Here is a 15,483-nt window from a genome sequence, read left to right on the forward strand (position 1 = left end):
CCTGACAGCACGGGGCTGCCATAGACTGGCAAACACAGCCACGGCAGCCCGGTGGGGAAGATCGGCGCGATGAACAGACCGACACCGGCGTACGCGTAGGGCGCGAGAGCCGGGACGGCCGCGGCCAGCAGACACACCGTCATGCCCGCGCAGGAGACGGTGATGATGGCCTGGGCGGAGAAGCGCAGCGCGAGCGGGGCGACCAGGAAGCGGCCGACGGTCATCATGAGCCAGTACACGGAGGTGGCGGTGGCGGCGACACCCGCGCCGTAGCCGACGGTCTCCAGATGTGTGGGCTCCCAGCCGCCGACACCGGCCTCGATGCCGACGTGCAGCACGTAGAGGACGACGAAGACGGCGAGCACGGAACCGAGGCTCCGGCCGAGAACGGCTGTGCCGCCGGCCCGTTCCCCGGCCGCGGCGGGTACCTGGTTCCGCACGCCCCTCAGGCACAGCAGCAACGGCAGATTGGCGAGGGCGAAGACGAGGAAGACGGCCGGGTAGTGCTCGGAGCCGACCGCGCCGATCACGGCGGGCCCGAGGATGGCACCGATGCCGAAGTGCGCGTTGAGGATGTTCAGCATCGCGGTCGAGCGGTGGCCGAAGCCCACCGCGAACAGCTGGTTGAGGCCGTAGTCGATGCCGCCGAAGCCCAACCCGGCGAGCAGGGCCGCCGCCAGCGCGGTCGGCCAGTCGGGCGCCAGCGCGAAACCGGCCGCACCGACGGCCATCAGCAGATACGAACTGCCGAGGACCCGCCGGTTTCCGACCCGCCCGTAGAGCCGGTCGAACAGCAGCACTCCGGCGACACCACCGACGAAGTGCGCACTGAGCCCGAGCCCCGCGGCGGACGGCGACAGCCCGAACTCCGCACGCAGAGCAGGGATCGCCGGCCCGTACAGCGCCTGCAACGCCCCGATGAGCACGAAGCCGGCACATGAGGCCAGGACGGCGGTCCTGCTGAAGAGCGGGCCGGGCGGTGCGGGGGAGGGACGGGCAACGCGCTCTTCGATCACGCGGACTCCGGGAGACGGGCCACCGAGTGGGTGGGCGGAGGGCACAGTCGCGTACGTCTGGATCAGACGCCTGATGTTACCGGTAACATCAGGCCCGTCAACATCCCCGGCAGGTCCCGCATCGCCGAGGCTCCACCACAAGATCTCCCCCGCGCGCCCACCAACCCTGAAGATCCACCAGGATTGCCCCGTTCCCGTTCGGGTACGCGAGCAGGACCGTACCCGGGGCGGATCTTGCCCCGGGCAGGCCGCAGACCGCCGCTACCAGGGAATGTGCCATGGAGACACCCGCAAACGACCCCACGCCCACGCCCGCCCAGCGGGCACTGGACGTCCTCGCCGAGAACACCGAGGACGCGGCGGCTCTGGACGCGCTCGCCAACAGCGACGTGCTCATCCCCGTGCCCGACGACGCGGCCGACGCCGACGCCACCAACCCCTCGGCGGTGGCGCTGCCCGTGCTGGAGCAGCCGGGCGGCGAACCGGTGGTGCCCGTGTTCACCTCCGAGGTGGAGATGGCCGGACTGCTGCCGTTCGTCTCCCGCTACCGCATGGTGCCGCTCGGCGCCCTCGCCGCCCAGTGGCCGGCCGACGACCTGTCGCTTACCATCGACGGCAGCTCCGAGCACCGGCTGACACTGACCTCGGAGGGAGTCCGCACCCTGCTGGTCCGTTAACAGCCCTCGCGTCGGCGCCCACGCGGCACGGCAGGTCAGAGCGCCTTGCCTGCCGGGGCCAGTGCGCCCCGCGGGTCGAGAGCCTCCTTGATCCGCCGCTGCACCGCGTGGGCCGCCGGCCCCAGCCGGCCGGCGCGCCGCCGCCGACGCCTCCGCCCGAGCCGGCTCATCCGTCCGCTCCACGTCATCGCCAGGGGCTTAAGCAGCCGGGCGAATACCGCCGCCTCACCGTCGCACTGCACCACCAGCAACGGGGGCCACTCCGGCTGGGGTGTGACGTCCGGGACCTATCCGCCCAGCGTCCGGGCCAGCGCGGCCCGCTGCAGCGGCAGCACCTCGGCGTGCAGGTCGCGGCCCTTGGAGGTCAGGGCGACCCACACGCCCCGCCGGTCCTCCGCGCACACGGACCGCGTCACCAGGCCGTCCTTCTCCAGCCGGGCGATCAGCCGGGACAGCGCGCTCTGGCTGAGATGGACCCGCCCCACGAGGTTCTGCACCCGGCACTGCTCGCCCTCCTCGGGCGCCGCGGTCGCGAGCATGTCCAGGACCTCGAAGTCGGACGCGCCGAGACCGTGCGGATGCAGCGCCCGGTCGATCTCGCACATCGTGCGCGCGTGAGCGGACAGGATGTCCCGCCACTGTTCCTCGAGCTGTCCACCAGCCGTTCTCGCCGCCATAGGGGAACGGTAACACCGGTGCAGGGATCAATGACCGTGCATGGATCACCTCCGAGACCCCCTACGCGGACTCCCGTTTCACCAGCTCCGTCGGCAGGATCACCGCCGCCGGATCCTCGCCCCCGATCTGCGCGAGCAGCACCCGCACCATCTCGTTGCTGATGCGGTCCCAGGGCTGCCGGATGGTCGTCAGCCCGGGACTGGAGGCCACGGCGGCCGGCGAATCGTCGAAGCCGCCGAGGGCCACGTCCTGCGGCACCCGCCGACCGGCCCGCCGCAGTGCCGTGAGCGCCCCCTGCGCCATGAGGTCGGAGGCCACGAACATCGCGTCGATGTCCGGGGCCTGTGCCAGCAGCCGCTCGGCGCCCGCCTCGCCGCTCGCTCTGCTGTAGTCGCCGGAGACGACCAGTCGCTCGTCGAACTCCGAACCCGCCTCCGCCAGCACCTCCTTGTACCCGGCGAGGCGCTCGACACCGCCGGGTGTGTCCAGCGGCCCGGTCACCGTGCCCACCCTGCGCCGCCCCAGCGACAGCAGGTGGCGCACCATGTCGCGGGCCCCGTCGCGGTCGTCCGCTGCCACGTAACTCACCTTGGAGGCCAGCCCGATCGGCTTCCCGCACGCGACCAGCGGCACGCCGGCCTCGCGCAACCGCTCCGCCACGGGGTCGCCGGAATGGCTGGAGACCAGCAGCACCCCGTCGACGTGCCCGGCGGTGATGTACCGCGTGATGCGCCGCCGTTCGTCCTCGGTGCCCGCCAGCATCAGCAGCAGCGGAACGTCGTGCGCCGCGAGCGCCTGGGTGCAGCCGCGCAGCAGGACGTTGAAGTTGGGGTCCTCGAAGAACCGCTCCTGCGGCTCGGTGAGCAGGAAGCCGATCGAGTCGGACCGCCCGGTGATCAGGGAGCGGGCGTGCCGGTTGACGACGTAACCCGTCTTGCGGATGGCCGCGTTGACCGCGTCCTGGGCGGCCGGACTGACGTAGTGGCCGCCGTTGAGGACGCGCGAGACGGTGCCGCGTGAGACCCCCGCCTCGCGCGCCACGTCGTGGATCGTGGGCGGCCTGCGCCTGCCTCCCGCAGCGTTCATAATCATGACTTTACGGCTCCGGAGAGCAGATCCAGACTCCAGAACCGCTGGATGACCAGGAAGAGGGCGACCAGCGGGAGCACCGCGAGGAACGCACCCGTGATCACCAGGGTGTACAGCGCCGGGGTGTTCGCGCCCTGCTCCAGCAACGTGAAGAGACCGAGTGTGATCGGGAACCTCTCGTCGTCGCTGAGCATGATGTACGGGAGCAGGAAGTTGTTCCAGATCGCCACGAACTGGAACAGGAACACCGTCACCATTCCGGGGATCATCATAGGCAGCGCGATCCGCGTGAAGATCCGCCACTCGCTCGCCCCGTCCATCCGCCCCGCCTCGACCACGTCGGCGGGCACCGCGGCGGCGGCGTAGATCCGCGCGAGGTAGACGCCGTACGGGAAGAGGACCTGCGGCAGCAGGACGGACAGGTACGAGTCGGTGAGGTCGGCCTTCGCCAGCAGCAGGTACTGAGGGATGGCCAGGATCACCGGCGGCATCAGCACACCCGCGAGCAGCACGTTGAAGATCGTCTCGCGGCCGCGGAAACGGTAGATCGCGAGCGCGTAGCCGCTGCAGGCCGACACGCACGTCGACAGCAGGGCCCCGAGGCCGGCGTACAGCGCGGAGTTGCCCATCCACTGCCAGTAGACGCCGTCACGGTAGGCGCTCAGGTCGCGGACGTTGGCGGCGAAGCCCGTGCCCGGCAGGAAGGTGAACGTCGAGAACAGCTCACGCCCGGACTTGGTGGCCGCGATGACCACCCAGGCGACCGGGAGCAGGCAGTAGAGCGCACCCAGCAGCAGGGTGACCGTGGGGATCAGGGCCGTCCGGCGGCGCAGCGGCGGGCGGCGGTCCTGGGCGGCGCCGGGCCTGCTGCCCGCCCTCGGCTCGGCCTGGGGAACGGCGAGGGAGCTCATCGGGCGGTCTCCTGCTTCTGACGACGGTTCGCGGCACGCAGGAAGCCGAAGGAGAGGAGGAGCGTGGCGAAGGCGATGATCACGGCCTGCGCCGCGGCCCCGTGGATGTCTCCCTCTCCGAAGGCGTCCCGGTACACCTTCATCAGCGGACTCCACGTGGTGGAAACGGAGTTGGTGAGCGGCTTGAGGGTGGTCGGCTCGTTGAAGACCTGGATCGTCGCGATGATCGAGAAGAAGAAGGTCAGCACCAGCGAGGGCGCCACCATCGGGATCTTGATCCGCAGTGCGATCTGCAGCGGGGTGGCGCCGTCCAGCTTCGCCGCCTCGTACACCTCCGCGGGGATCGCCTGGAGCGAGGTGTAGATGACGATCATGTTGAAGCCGGTGCCGCCCCACACGGCGATGTTCGACAGGGCCAGATACAGCGGCCCGCCGTCCAGCAGGTCCGGCTGCGGCATCCCGAGCTTGTCGAGCACGAAGTAGAAGGGACTGACGTCCGGCAGGTAGAGGAAGCCCCACAGCAGGGCGGCCACCACACCGGGGATGGCGTACGGCAGAAAGATCGCGAGCCGGGTGACGGGCGCGAGCCGCACCTTCTCCGCGTCGAGCATCAGCGCGAACAGCAGGGCCAGGCCGAGCATGACGGGCACGACGATGCACCCGTAGCCGAGCACGCGCAGGGTGCCGTTGAGAAGCTCGCTGTCGGAGAGGGCGTCGGTGTAGTTCTCCAGGCCGGCCCAGACCTCCTCGCGGGCGCCGGAGCCGAGGCCCAGGCCGGACACCTGCACCTTGCGGAAACTGAGCCAGAGCGCGTAGCCGATGGGCAGGGCGAAGAACAACGCGAACAGGACCGTCGCGGGGAGGAGGAAAAGATAGGGGGCGCTTCGCGCTCGTCTGAGGGTGGTGGTGGGAGACGGGTGGGCGTACGGGGCCCCCTTCACCCCGTACGCCTGCCGACGTGCCGTGCTTTTCACCGAGCGACCCCGAAGCCCTGCTTCTTCATGTCGGCGACGGTGTCGTCCTGCATCTTCTTCAGAGCGGCGCCGAAGTCGGACTTGTTCTTCGCGGCGGCGCCGAAGGCGTCCTTGAAGGTGGTGTAGGCGACGTTCACGTTCGGGCCCCAGGCGGACGGTGCGGTGGTCTCCGCGATGTCGGCGGCCTTGGAGTAGAAGTCGGCCTGGTTCGAGAAGTACGCCGGCGGCTCGAGGAACGCGCCGCTGGTCTGGGCGCTGGTGGCGGCCGGGTAGATGCCGCTCTCCTTCGCCAGCGCGTTCAGTGCCCCTCTGTCGGTGTTCAGCCATGCGGCGAACTTCGCGGCGGCGCCCCGGTGCTCGGAGTCGGTGGTGACGGCGGTGGAGGAGCCGCCCCAGCTGCCGGTGCGGTTGTCGCTCGTGGACCACTGGGGGAGCGGGGCCATGGCCCACTTGCCCTTGGTGTCGGGTGCGGCCGTCGTCAGCGTGCCCGGCGCCCACACGGCACTGACCCAGGCGATCTGCTTGCCGGTGTTGAGCGCCTTGTTCCAGGCCGGGGTGTACATCGGCTGGTTGTCGATGGCGCCCTCCTCGACCAGGCCGCCCCAGAACTTCGCGACCTTCTGCGTCGCCGCGTCGTCGATGGAGACCTTCCACTGGTCGCCGGAGGTGGTCCACCACTTGGCACCGGCCTGCTGGGCGAGGCCCGCGAAAAGACCGGAGTCGTTGGCGGAGAAGGTGGTCAGGTCCTTGCCGGGTGCCGCCTTCTTCAGCTTGCGGGCGGTCTCCGCGAACTCGTCCCAGGTCGTCGGCACCGTGAGGCCGTACTGCTTGAAGAGGTCCTCGCGGTAGTAGAACATCATCGGTCCGATGTCCTGCGGGACCGCGTAGACCGCGTCCGTGCCGAGCGTCGTCTGCTGCCAGACACCGTCGGCGAACTCGTCCTTCACCTCGCCCACGTTCTCCGATATGTCGGCGAGCGCGTCGTTGCTGACCAGCGTGGGCAGCGCCTGGTACTCCGCCTGTACGAGGTCGGGGGCCTTGCCCGCCTTGTGCGCGGTGAGGATCTTGGTGACGAGCGTGTCACCGGAGGCCTGCTTCTTCACCGTGACGGTGATCCGGTCCTTCTTGCCCGGCCCCTTGTTCCACAGGTCGACGACCTTGTCCATGCCGGGCGTCCAGGTCCAGTACGTCAGCGACGCCGGCCCCGACTCGGTCCCGCTGTCCGCGGACTCCGTGCCGCAGGCGGCGAGGGTGGTGGCGCCGACGGCGACGGCGACGGCGGTTCTCACGAGGCGGCGGCGCTTCGTGTACGGCATGGATCTCTCCCCTGACCTGGGGTCCTCGCCTGCTGCGAGGACCTGCCATGCTTCTGTGAGCGTTCACAGTAGAGAAACATCCCGGACACTTGTCAATGGTTGTTGCTGTGCGGTTATGTTGGGCTGCGCAGCGCGTTCGCTGTGTGTGCACGTTCCCAATCGATCGACCGACCGGGAGACCTTCCATGCCGGAGACCACCCCCAGGGGCCTCACCAGGCTCGCCTTCGGTGGGGACTACAACCCCGAGCAGTGGCCGGAGAGCGTCTGGCAGGAGGACGTCCGGCTGATGCGGGAGGCCGGCGTCACCCTGGTGAGCGTCGGGATCTTCTCCTGGGCGCTGCTGGAGCCCTCACCCGGCCGTTACGACTTCGGCTGGCTGGACCGGCTCCTGGACCTGCTGCACGAGCACGGCATCCGCGTCGACCTCGGCACCCCCACCGTCGTACCGCCCGTCTGGTTCTACCGGGCCCATCCCGAAGCGCTGCCCGTGACCGCCGAGGGCGTGCGCTACGGGTTCGGCTCCCGCGCGGCCATCTGCCACAGCAACGCCGACTACCGCGCGGCGGCGGCCTCCATCACGGAGCAGCTCGCCGAGCGCTACGGCGACCACCCGGCGCTCGCGATGTGGCACGTCCACAACGAGTACGGCGTCCCCGTCTCGGCCTGCTACTGCGAGTCCTGCGCCGCCCACTTCCGCCGCTGGCTGGCCACCACGTACGGCACCGTGGAGGCCGTCAACGAGGCCTGGGGCACGGCCTTCTGGGGCCAGCGCTACGGCGGCTTCGAGGACATCGAACCGCCCCGGCTCACCCCCGCGGCCGTCAACCCCGGCCAGGCGCTCGACTACAAGCGGTTCGCCGACGCCACCATGCGCGAGAACTTCGTGGCGGAGCGGGACATCCTGCACCGCCTCTCGCCGGGCGTCCCGGTCACCACCAACTTCATGACGGCGCTGAGCCAGTGCGACTCGGTCGACTACTGGGCCTGGGGCCGTGAGGTCGACCTTGTCACCAACGACCATTACCTGATCACCGACGGACGCCGCACCCACGTCAACCTCGCGATGGCCGCCGACCTCACCCGCTCCGTCGCGGGCGGCGCCCCCTGGCTGCTGCTGGAGCACTCCACCTCGGGCGTCAACTGGCAGCCCCGCAACCCCGCCAAGGCCCCCGGCCAGATGGCCCGCAACTCCCTCGCCCATGTGGCGCGCGGCTCCGAGGGTGCCCTGTTCTTCCAGTGGCGCCAGTCCCGGCGCGGCGCCGAGAAGTTCCACTCGGCGATGGTCCCGCACGGCGGCACCGACACCCGCGTATGGCGCGAGGTCGTCGAACTCGGGGCCTCCGTCGAGGCGTTGAGCGAGATACGCGGCACCCGCACCGAGGCCGACGTGGCCGTGCTGTGGGACTGGCAATCCTGGTGGGCGCAGAACCTGGACTGGCGCCCCAGCGTCGACCACGAGGCCCGCGAGCGCGCCGACGCCTTCTACGAAGCCCTCTACGACCGTCACCTCACCGTCGACTTCGCCCACCCGGAAGCCGACTTGTCGAGGTATCCCCTTGTCGTCGTACCGGCCCTGTACCTGATGACGGAGGCCGCGGGGCGCAACCTCACGGCGTACGTCGAGAGCGGCGGCACGCTCGTCGTTTCGTACTTCTCCGGCATCGTCGACGAGCACGACGCCGTCCATGAGGGTGCCTACCCGGGTCCGCTGCGGGACGTCCTCGGTCTCACCGTCGAGGAGTTCTCCCCGCTGCTGCCCGGCGAACGGGTGCGCGTCACAGGCCCCGACGGGAGCGAACTGGCCGCCGACGTGTGGACGGAGTTCGTGGTGCCCCGCGGCGCCGAGACCGTCCTGACCTATGCCGACGGCCTCACCGCCGGTCTGCCCGCCGTCACCCGGCACCGCCTCGGCGAGGGCACCGCCTGGTACGTCTCCACCCGGCTCGGCGCCGACGGCCTCGACGCGCTGCTCGGCATGGCGGGCGAGGACGCGCGGCTCGCCCCGCGCGGCGACCTGCCCCGGGACGTCGAAGTCGTCCGCCGCACCGGCGCGTCGGGCACCTACCTGTTCGCCCTCAACCACACCGGCTCGGACACCAAGGTGCCGCTGGAGGTCCCCGGCACCGAACTGCTGACCGGAGAACGCGCCGCCGGCCGCCTGGCGGTCCCGGCCGGAGCCGTCCGGGTCGTCCGGCTCGACGGCTGAACCGACTCCCTCCGCCCGCGCGAGCCACGAGCCGCGGGCGGAGGGACCACACGTGCTCCTGCGCGAGCCAGGCACTCCCGCCCCCCAACCCCCACGTCGAAGGGACGACGGACGACGATGTTCCATCCCAGACGCACCCTCAGGGCCCTGCTGCTCCCGCTCACCGCGGGCCTCGCCCTCACCGCCCTGCCCGCCACTTCGGCCCACGCCGCGAGCGCACCGACCAACGGCGACTTCGAAGCCGACGGCGCGGGCACCGCGACCCCGAGCGGCTGGTCCGAGTACGGCGACACCGGCGCCTCGTTCACCGAGTCCGGCGGCCACGGCGGCAGTCACCGCCTCACCCACTGGTCCTCGACGGCCTACAAAGTCGAGACGTACCAGTACCTGTCCGGACTCACCGACGGGAACTACAAGCTCACCGCCTGGGTGCGCTCCGGCGGCGGGCAGAAGTCCGCGTACCTGGCGCTGAGGAACTGCGGCGGTACCGAGCAGCGCACCGACCTGCCGGTCTCGGCCGGCGGGTGGATCCGGATCGTCGTGCCGGTCAAGGTGACCGGCAACCAGTGCACGATCAGCGTCAACAGCGACGCGAACGCCGGCAACTGGATCAACGTCGACGACCTGACCTTCACCCCCGGCACGTCCGGTACGCCGATCAAGGGGGCCGACGTCTCCTCGCTGGCCAAGAGCGAGGCCAAGGGCGGTGTGTACCGGAACGGTTCGGGCGCCGCCGGCGACCCCCTGGCCATCCTCAGGTCCAACGGCATGAACTACGCCCGCCTCAAGGTCTGGGTGAACCCGGCCGACGGCTACAACAACAAGGCCCGCGTCCTGGCCACGGCCAAGCGCGTCAAGGCGCAGGGCATGAAGCTGCTGGTCGACTTCCACTACTCGGACTTCTGGGCCGACCCGGGACGCCAGGACAAGCCCGCCGCCTGGGCCGGGCACTCCTACGGTCAGCTGAAGACGGACGTGTACCACCACACGTACGACGTGCTGAACGCGTTGAAGGCGCAGGGCACCACCGCCGACATGGTCCAGGTGGGCAACGAGATCAACGGCGGCATGCTGTGGAACGAGGGATCCACCTCGAACTGGACGCAGCTGGCCGGGCTGCTCAACTCCGGCTACGACGCCGTCAAGGCCGTCAACTCGTCCACCACCGTCGCCCTGCACCTCGCCGAGGGCGGTGACCTGGAGGGCACCCGCTGGTGGTTCGACAGCGCGCGCTCCCACGGCGTGAAGTTCGACGCGATCGGCCTGTCCTTCTACGGCTACTGGCACGGCACCCTGGCCGACTTCCAGACCACCCTCGACGACGCGGCCGCCCGCTACGGCAAGCCGGTCTTCGTCGCCGAGACCGCCTACCCGTTCCGTCTGGACAGCGAGGACGCCCACGAGAACATCATCGACACCGCGGGCGAGCTGGTCTCCGGCTACCCGGCGAGCGTGGCCGGTCAGACGCGGTGGATGAACGACATGACGAGCATCGTGGAGGCGGTCCCGAACGGCCGCGGCCTGGGCCTCTTCTACTGGGAGGCGACCTGGACCGCGGTGGGCGGCAACGGCTGGGACCCCACCGACGCGGCCTCCGGCAACGCCTGGGAGAACCAGGCGCTGTTCGGATACGACGACCGGGCGCTCTCGTCGATGTCCTGGTTCCGGCACCGCTGAGACCACGGGGGAGGGGCCCGTCTTCCGGATCCCTCCCTCCCTTCACGTGCCTCTGCGAACTCCGCTCTGGGACGCGGCAGTTCGGTATGGGTCAACGATGCCGAGTGCCGGACAGGGCGGCGTCGACTGCGAGACAGTGGGAAGGCTCGGTGAGAGGGCGAAGCCGCGAGGCAGGGGCACGACATGCTGAGGACTCCCACGGACGAGACGCGGCTGCGCATCCTGGCCTGGCTGAAGGAGCCCGGGCCCGCGGCGGACGGTGTCACCGCGGACGCCGTCGCCGAGCGGTTCTCGATACCGCGCCAGGTCGCCGTCACCCATCTCCGGCTGCTGGAAGCCACCGGCATGCTGCGCACCAGCAGGTCCGCGGGCCGTGTGCGCTACCACCGCGACGACATGCGGATCGCCGAGGTCGCCCGGATGTTTGAGAAGGGCTGGTAGGCGACCCGGTACCGCGGTATCGCCCCCGATGACGAAGGACACGCGCGCAATGGACCGTTCCACGGCACTCGTCCCCCGCCACTACATCGCGGTGGGCCCCGGCCCCGAGGACGTGGTCGCCGACCCGCGCGGCCGCGTCCTCACCGGCGTCGCGGACGGCCGCATCCTGCGGCTCGACGCCCTCGCCGACCCGGTCGCGACCCGAGTCGAGGTGCTCGCCGAGACCGGTGGCGGGCCGCTCGGGCTGGAACTCCTCCCCGACGGCGATCTGTTGGTGTGCGACGCCGAACGCGGACTGCTGCGCGTCGGCACCGGCGACGGCACGGTCCGGATCCTCGCCGACTCGGTGGCGGGAGAGCGGCTGCGGTTCTGCAGCAACGTCGTGTCCCTCTCCGACGGCAGCGTCTACTTCACCGTCTCCAGCCGCCGGTACCCCCTGGAGCACTGGATCGGTGACATCGTCGAACACACCGGGACGGGACGGCTGCTGCGGCTCGCCCCCGGCGCTGACGCGCCCGAGGTGGTGCTGGACGGCCTGCAGTTCGCCAACGGGGTCGCCGTCGGCGCGGACGAGTCGTTCCTCGTCGTCGCCGAGACCGGCGCCTGCCGGCTCCTGCGCCACTGGCTCACCGGGCCGAAGGCCGGGCGGAGCGAACCGTTCGCCGAGAACCTCCCGGGCATGCCCGACAACCTCTGGCGCGGCGCGCCCGACGGACCGATCTGGGTCGCGCTCGCCGGGCCCCGCGTCCCGCCCCTCGACCTGCTCCACCGCAGCGCGCCCGGCGTCCGGGCCGCCGCCGCGCGCATCGCCGTACGCGCCCCGTTCCGGCCCACCGGCACGATCGCCCTCCAGGCCTTCGACGACGAGGGCCGCGTCGTCCATCACCTCAGCCGCCGCCACTCCGGCTACCGCATGCCCACCAGCGTCTGCGAAGCGGGCGGGCACCTGGTTCTCGGCAGCATCTGGGAACGGGGCGTGGCGATCTGCGAGCCGCCCGCCCCGAAGTGACGCGAGCCACCCTCGCCTGGCTCCGGAGTGACCGCGCGGCGCTCCCGGGGTTAACCTGAACCCCGGCCGCGACCCTCTCGCGGCGCGGCGGTGGGGCCCGCCGTACCCGAACCGCGGCAGCGACGCCGCCAACGGTCCCTACTTGCGACGGCACGAGCCCGTACGACCCCGGGCCCCGGCGAGTAGGAGACGTACCACCCCATGACAGCCCCCGAGAGCCTCCGCGTCCCGGCGACCACCCCCCGTCCGTCCTCCCGGCGTGCCCAGGCGCCCGTCGTCGCGGTCGTGTCGCTCGGCGGAGCAGTGGGCGCTGCCGCCCGGTACGCGACCTCACTCTGGTGGCCCACGCCCCCGGGCGGCTTCCCCTGGACGACCCTCTGGGTCAACATCGCCGGCTGCGCCGTGATCGGCGCGTTCATGGTGGTCATCACCGAGATCCGGCCCCCACACCCCCTCGTGCGCCCCTTCTTCGGCACCGGCGTCCTCGGCGGCTTCACCACCTTCTCGACGTACGCCGTCGACATGCGGAAACTCCTCGACGGCGGCCATGCCGGCACCGGTCTGGCCTACCTCGCCGCGACTCCGTTCGCAGCGCTCACAGCCGTGTGGCTCGCGGCCTGTGCGACCCGCCGGATCCTGGGCACATCGGACACGAAGGGTAAGAAATCGTCGTGAACTTGCTGTTGGTCGTCGGCGGCGCGATGGTGGGCGCCCCGCTGCGCTACCTCACCGACCGGGCGGTCCAGGCGCGGCACGATTCGGTCTTCCCCTGGGGCACCTTCACGGTGAACGTCAGCGGCTGCCTGATCCTCGGTCTGCTCACCGGCGCCACCGCACAGCTGCAACTCCTGCTCGGCACCGGCCTGTGCGGGGCGCTGACGACGTACTCGACGTTCTCCTACGAGACGCTGCGGCTGGCGGAGAGCGGGGCACGTCTCCAAGCCGCCCTCAACGTCGCGGGCAGCGTGGCGGTCGGCCTTGCCGCGGCCTTCGCGGGGGCGGCACTGGCGCGTATGTGAGACGCGTCCATGAGATCCGCTCTCGTCCGGGTGTAGTAAGACGGTCCCCTCCGCTCCCGCCCCCGAGCAGAACTGGATCCCATGAGCGTCATCAGCGTCGGTCAGGCCGTCGTCCTCGGAGCCGTCGAGGGGGTGACCGAGTTCCTGCCCGTCTCCTCCACCGGCCATCTGAAGATCGTCGAGGGACTGATGGGCATCCCCGTCGACGACGACGCCGTGGTCGGGTTCTCGGCCGTCATCCAGGTCGGCGCGATCGCCGCGGTGCTCGTGTACTTCTTCAAGGACATCGTGCGCATCGTCTCCGCCTGGGGGCGGGGCTTGCGCGACCGCGAGGAGAGGTACCACCACGACTACAAGTTCGCCTGGTGGGTCATCTGCGCGACCGTCCCGATCGTCGCCGTCGGACTCGCCGCCAAGCCGCTCATCGAGGGCCCCCTCGCCTCGCTGTGGGTGGTCGCCGGCTCCCTGATCGTCGGCAGTGGCGTGATGTGGGCGGCGGACCAGATGGGACGGCACAAGCGCGGCGAGGACGACACCTCCTTCAAGGACGCGATGCTGGTCGGCAGCTCCCAGATCCTCGCCCTGCTCTTCCCCGGCTTCTCCCGCTCCGGCGCCACCATGTCCACCGCGCTGATCCTCGATCTGGACCGTGTCGCCGCCACCCGCCTCTCCTTCTTCCTCGGCATCCCCGCGCTGACCGGCGCCGGCCTCTACGAGCTCAAGGACGCCCTGGGCACGGGGGTGGGCGCGGCGCCGCTGGCCGTCGGCACGGTCGTGTCGTTCGTCGTGGCGTACGCCTCCATCGCCTGGCTGCTGAAGTTCGTCGCCAAGCACTCGTTCAACGCGTTCGTGATCTACCGGGTCGTGGTGGGTGTGCTGCTGTTCGGGCTGCTCGGGGCGGGTGTTCTGCACGGTTGAGTGTTCGGCCGGGAGGCGCCGTCGGCTGTCTGCGGCGCCATCGCGGCTCGTCGCGCGGTTCCCCGTGCCCCTTTGGGACGCCCCTTGACAGCCGCCTCCCGTCGGCCGGAGTATCTCTCCCGTGAACCTGTCAGACAGCCGGACAGCCGGACAGCCTGTGCGTCGCGTCAGTGCCATGGAAGCGGTGCTCGCGTACCTGCGCGGCGCCATCGAGCGGGGCGAGTACGCCATCGGCGACAAGCTCCCCTCCGAGGCGGAGCTGTGCCGCACCCTCGAGGTCTCCCGGCCCGTGCTGCGCGAGGCGCTGCGGGCGCTGCAGACCATGGGCCTGACCGTGTCCCGGACCGGCAAGGGCACCTTCGTCGTCGCCAGTACCGTCGAGGACCCCACCTTCGGCGACTACGCGGCCAGCGACCTGCTGGAGGTGCGACGCCACGTCGAGATCCCGGTCGCCGGGTACGCGGCCCGGCGCCGCACCCCGGAGAACCTCGACCACCTGGCCCACCTCCTGGACCGGATGGAGCGGGAGACGGACACCACCGCGTGGGTCGCCATGGACACGCTGTTCCACCTCGCCGTGGCCGAGGCCGCGCAGAACCCGGTCTTCCGCCGGGTCATCGAGGAGATCCGGGACGCGCTGGCCCGCCAGTCCGCCTTCCTCAACGAGCTGGGCGGCCGCCGCGAGCAGTCCAACCGCGAGCACCGGGCGATCGTCGAGGCGCTGACCGACGGTTCCGAGACCGACGCGGTGGAGGCCATGGCCCACCATCTCGACCGCGTCGAGACCACCCTCACCGACATCGTGCGCTCCTCGCGCACGGACACCCCCACGGAAACCCCCATGGAAGGCGGAACCGAGGCGTGAGCGAGCAGTCCCTGCACGACGATGTGCAGAAACGTTCCATCCATGTCGATGCCGGAGACGCGGGCTACAGCAAGTCCCTGAAGTCCCGGCACGTCAACATGATCGCCATCGGCGGAGCCATCGGCACCGGCCTCTTTCTCGGCGCCGGCGGCCGCCTCGCCGACGCCGGCCCGTCGCTCTTCATCGCCTACGCGGTCTGCGGCCTCTTCGCCTTCCTCGTCGTGCGCGCCCTCGGCGAACTCGTGCTGTACCGGCCCTCCTCCGGCGCCTTCGTCTCCTACGCCCGCGAGTTCATGGGGGAGAAGGGCGCTTACACCGCCGGCTGGATGTACTTCCTCAACTGGGCGACCACCGGCATCGCCGACATCACCGCCGTCGCCACCTACACCCATTACTGGGGCATGTTCTCCGACATCCCGCAGTGGGTCATCGCGCTGATCGCGCTGGCCGTGGTGCTCACCGTGAACCTGATCTCGGTGAAGATCTTCGGCGAGCTGGAGTTCTGGTTCGCCATCGTCAAGGTCGGCGCGCTCGTCGTCTTCATGTGCATCGGCATCTTCCTGCTGGTCACCCAGCACCCCGTCGACGGCCACACCCCCGGCCCGTCCCTCATAGGCGACACCGGCGGCGTCTTCCCGCACGGCCTGCTGCCCATGCTGCTGATCATCCAGGGCGTCGTCTTCGCC

Annotated in this window: 17 protein-coding genes; 10 read left to right on the forward strand and 7 right to left on the reverse strand. The window is 70.6% G+C overall.

Features of this window, described 5'->3' with window-relative positions:
- Positions 1-1,016 (reverse strand): MFS transporter (locus ABT116_RS30035; RefSeq protein WP_502983959.1); only part of this gene is annotated, 1,016 nt, incomplete at its 3' end.
- Positions 1,017-1,294: 278 nt separating this feature from the next.
- Between ABT116_RS30035 and ABT116_RS30040 the strand changes: the two genes are divergently transcribed.
- Positions 1,295-1,693 (forward strand): SseB family protein, encoded by a 399-nt coding sequence (locus ABT116_RS30040; protein ID WP_053672692.1) that lies wholly within the window; start codon positions 1,295-1,297, stop codon positions 1,691-1,693.
- 35 nt (positions 1,694-1,728) lie between these two features.
- On the opposite strand, the gene ABT116_RS30045 is transcribed toward ABT116_RS30040, so the two are convergent.
- From ABT116_RS30045 to ABT116_RS30070, 6 genes are all read right to left on the reverse strand, one after another.
- On the reverse strand, positions 1,729-1,881 hold the full coding sequence (locus ABT116_RS30045) for a hypothetical protein (protein ID WP_351640332.1): 153 nt from the start codon (positions 1,879-1,881) through the stop codon (positions 1,729-1,731).
- Between the two features lie 99 nt (positions 1,882-1,980).
- A complete protein-coding gene (locus tag ABT116_RS30050; protein WP_351640333.1) occupies positions 1,981-2,370 on the reverse strand; it encodes a MarR family winged helix-turn-helix transcriptional regulator in 390 nt (129 codons plus the stop codon).
- A gap of 61 nt (positions 2,371-2,431) precedes the next feature.
- Complete coding sequence (locus tag ABT116_RS30055) at positions 2,432-3,463, reverse strand: LacI family DNA-binding transcriptional regulator (protein WP_351640334.1); 1,032 nt, start codon at positions 3,461-3,463, stop codon at positions 2,432-2,434.
- The gene (locus ABT116_RS30060) at positions 3,460-4,371 is read right to left on the reverse strand and encodes a carbohydrate ABC transporter permease (RefSeq protein ID WP_351640335.1); all 912 of its coding nucleotides are present in this window, start codon (positions 4,369-4,371) and stop codon (positions 3,460-3,462) included. The genes ABT116_RS30055 and ABT116_RS30060 overlap by 4 nt, the downstream gene beginning before the upstream one ends.
- A complete protein-coding gene (locus ABT116_RS30065) occupies positions 4,368-5,345 on the reverse strand; it encodes a carbohydrate ABC transporter permease (RefSeq protein WP_351640336.1) in 978 nt (325 codons plus the stop codon). The genes ABT116_RS30060 and ABT116_RS30065 overlap by 4 nt, the downstream gene beginning before the upstream one ends.
- Positions 5,342-6,661, reverse strand: a complete 1,320-nt coding sequence (locus tag ABT116_RS30070) for an ABC transporter substrate-binding protein (protein WP_351640337.1) — start codon at positions 6,659-6,661, stop codon at positions 5,342-5,344. The genes ABT116_RS30065 and ABT116_RS30070 overlap by 4 nt, the downstream gene beginning before the upstream one ends.
- Positions 6,662-6,846: 185 nt before the next feature.
- On the opposite strand from ABT116_RS30070, the gene ABT116_RS30075 reads away from it, so the two are divergent.
- From ABT116_RS30075 to ABT116_RS30115, 9 genes are all read left to right on the forward strand, one after another.
- Positions 6,847-8,868, forward strand: a complete 2,022-nt coding sequence (locus ABT116_RS30075) for a beta-galactosidase (RefSeq protein WP_351640338.1) — start codon at positions 6,847-6,849, stop codon at positions 8,866-8,868.
- A 117-nt stretch (positions 8,869-8,985) separates the two neighbouring features.
- Complete coding sequence (locus ABT116_RS30080; RefSeq protein WP_351640339.1) at positions 8,986-10,545, forward strand: glycoside hydrolase family 53 protein; 1,560 nt, start codon at positions 8,986-8,988, stop codon at positions 10,543-10,545.
- A gap of 183 nt (positions 10,546-10,728) precedes the next feature.
- Complete coding sequence (locus tag ABT116_RS30085; protein ID WP_351640341.1) at positions 10,729-10,986, forward strand: ArsR/SmtB family transcription factor; 258 nt, start codon at positions 10,729-10,731, stop codon at positions 10,984-10,986.
- Between the two features lie 49 nt (positions 10,987-11,035).
- Positions 11,036-11,995: an SMP-30/gluconolactonase/LRE family protein gene (locus tag ABT116_RS30090; protein WP_351640343.1), complete on the forward strand. Its 960-nt coding sequence runs from the start codon at positions 11,036-11,038 to the stop codon at positions 11,993-11,995.
- Positions 11,996-12,196: 201 nt separating this feature from the next.
- On the forward strand, positions 12,197-12,670 hold the full coding sequence (gene crcB, locus ABT116_RS30095) for a fluoride efflux transporter CrcB (RefSeq protein ID WP_351640344.1): 474 nt from the start codon (positions 12,197-12,199) through the stop codon (positions 12,668-12,670).
- A complete protein-coding gene (crcB, locus tag ABT116_RS30100; RefSeq protein WP_351640345.1) occupies positions 12,667-13,014 on the forward strand; it encodes a fluoride efflux transporter CrcB in 348 nt (115 codons plus the stop codon). Before crcB (ABT116_RS30095) ends, crcB (ABT116_RS30100) begins: the two co-directional genes overlap by 4 nt.
- 81 nt (positions 13,015-13,095) lie before the next feature.
- Positions 13,096-13,932 carry an undecaprenyl-diphosphate phosphatase gene (locus ABT116_RS30105; RefSeq protein WP_351640347.1) on the forward strand — a complete coding sequence of 279 codons (837 nt, stop codon included), beginning with the start codon at positions 13,096-13,098 and terminating at the stop codon, positions 13,930-13,932.
- Positions 13,933-14,107: 175 nt separating this feature from the next.
- Positions 14,108-14,797, forward strand: coding sequence for a FadR/GntR family transcriptional regulator (locus ABT116_RS30110; RefSeq protein ID WP_351640349.1), 690 nt, complete (start codon positions 14,108-14,110; stop codon positions 14,795-14,797).
- A partial coding sequence (locus ABT116_RS30115) for an amino acid permease (RefSeq protein ID WP_351640350.1) occupies positions 14,794-15,483 on the forward strand: 690 nt, incomplete at its 3' end. The genes ABT116_RS30110 and ABT116_RS30115, both read left to right, overlap by 4 nt.

It is taken from the genome of Streptomyces sp. NPDC002130 (assembly GCF_040296465.1).
In the GTDB taxonomy this organism is placed as follows: Bacteria; Actinomycetota; Actinomycetes; order Streptomycetales; family Streptomycetaceae; genus Streptomyces.

Excerpts from the sequence above, each read along its gene's own strand:
- ABT116_RS30040 (WP_053672692.1), top strand. The coding sequence starts at position 1,295 with ATGGAGACACCCGCAAACGACCCCACGCCCACGCCCGCCCAGCGGGCA.
- ABT116_RS30045 (WP_351640332.1), bottom strand. The coding sequence starts at position 1,881 with ATGACGTGGAGCGGACGGATGAGCCGGCTCGGGCGGAGGCGTCGGCGG.
- ABT116_RS30050 (WP_351640333.1), bottom strand. The coding sequence starts at position 2,370 with ATGGCGGCGAGAACGGCTGGTGGACAGCTCGAGGAACAGTGGCGGGAC.
- ABT116_RS30055 (WP_351640334.1), bottom strand. The coding sequence starts at position 3,463 with ATGATTATGAACGCTGCGGGAGGCAGGCGCAGGCCGCCCACGATCCAC.
- ABT116_RS30060 (WP_351640335.1), bottom strand. The coding sequence starts at position 4,371 with ATGAGCTCCCTCGCCGTTCCCCAGGCCGAGCCGAGGGCGGGCAGCAGG.
- ABT116_RS30070 (WP_351640337.1), bottom strand. The coding sequence starts at position 6,661 with ATGCCGTACACGAAGCGCCGCCGCCTCGTGAGAACCGCCGTCGCCGTC.
- ABT116_RS30075 (WP_351640338.1), top strand. The coding sequence starts at position 6,847 with ATGCCGGAGACCACCCCCAGGGGCCTCACCAGGCTCGCCTTCGGTGGG.
- ABT116_RS30080 (WP_351640339.1), top strand. The coding sequence starts at position 8,986 with ATGTTCCATCCCAGACGCACCCTCAGGGCCCTGCTGCTCCCGCTCACC.
- ABT116_RS30085 (WP_351640341.1), top strand. The coding sequence starts at position 10,729 with ATGCTGAGGACTCCCACGGACGAGACGCGGCTGCGCATCCTGGCCTGG.
- ABT116_RS30090 (WP_351640343.1), top strand. The coding sequence starts at position 11,036 with ATGGACCGTTCCACGGCACTCGTCCCCCGCCACTACATCGCGGTGGGC.
- crcB (WP_351640344.1), top strand. The coding sequence starts at position 12,197 with ATGACAGCCCCCGAGAGCCTCCGCGTCCCGGCGACCACCCCCCGTCCG.
- ABT116_RS30105 (WP_351640347.1), top strand. The coding sequence starts at position 13,096 with ATGAGCGTCATCAGCGTCGGTCAGGCCGTCGTCCTCGGAGCCGTCGAG.
- ABT116_RS30110 (WP_351640349.1), top strand. The coding sequence starts at position 14,108 with ATGGAAGCGGTGCTCGCGTACCTGCGCGGCGCCATCGAGCGGGGCGAG.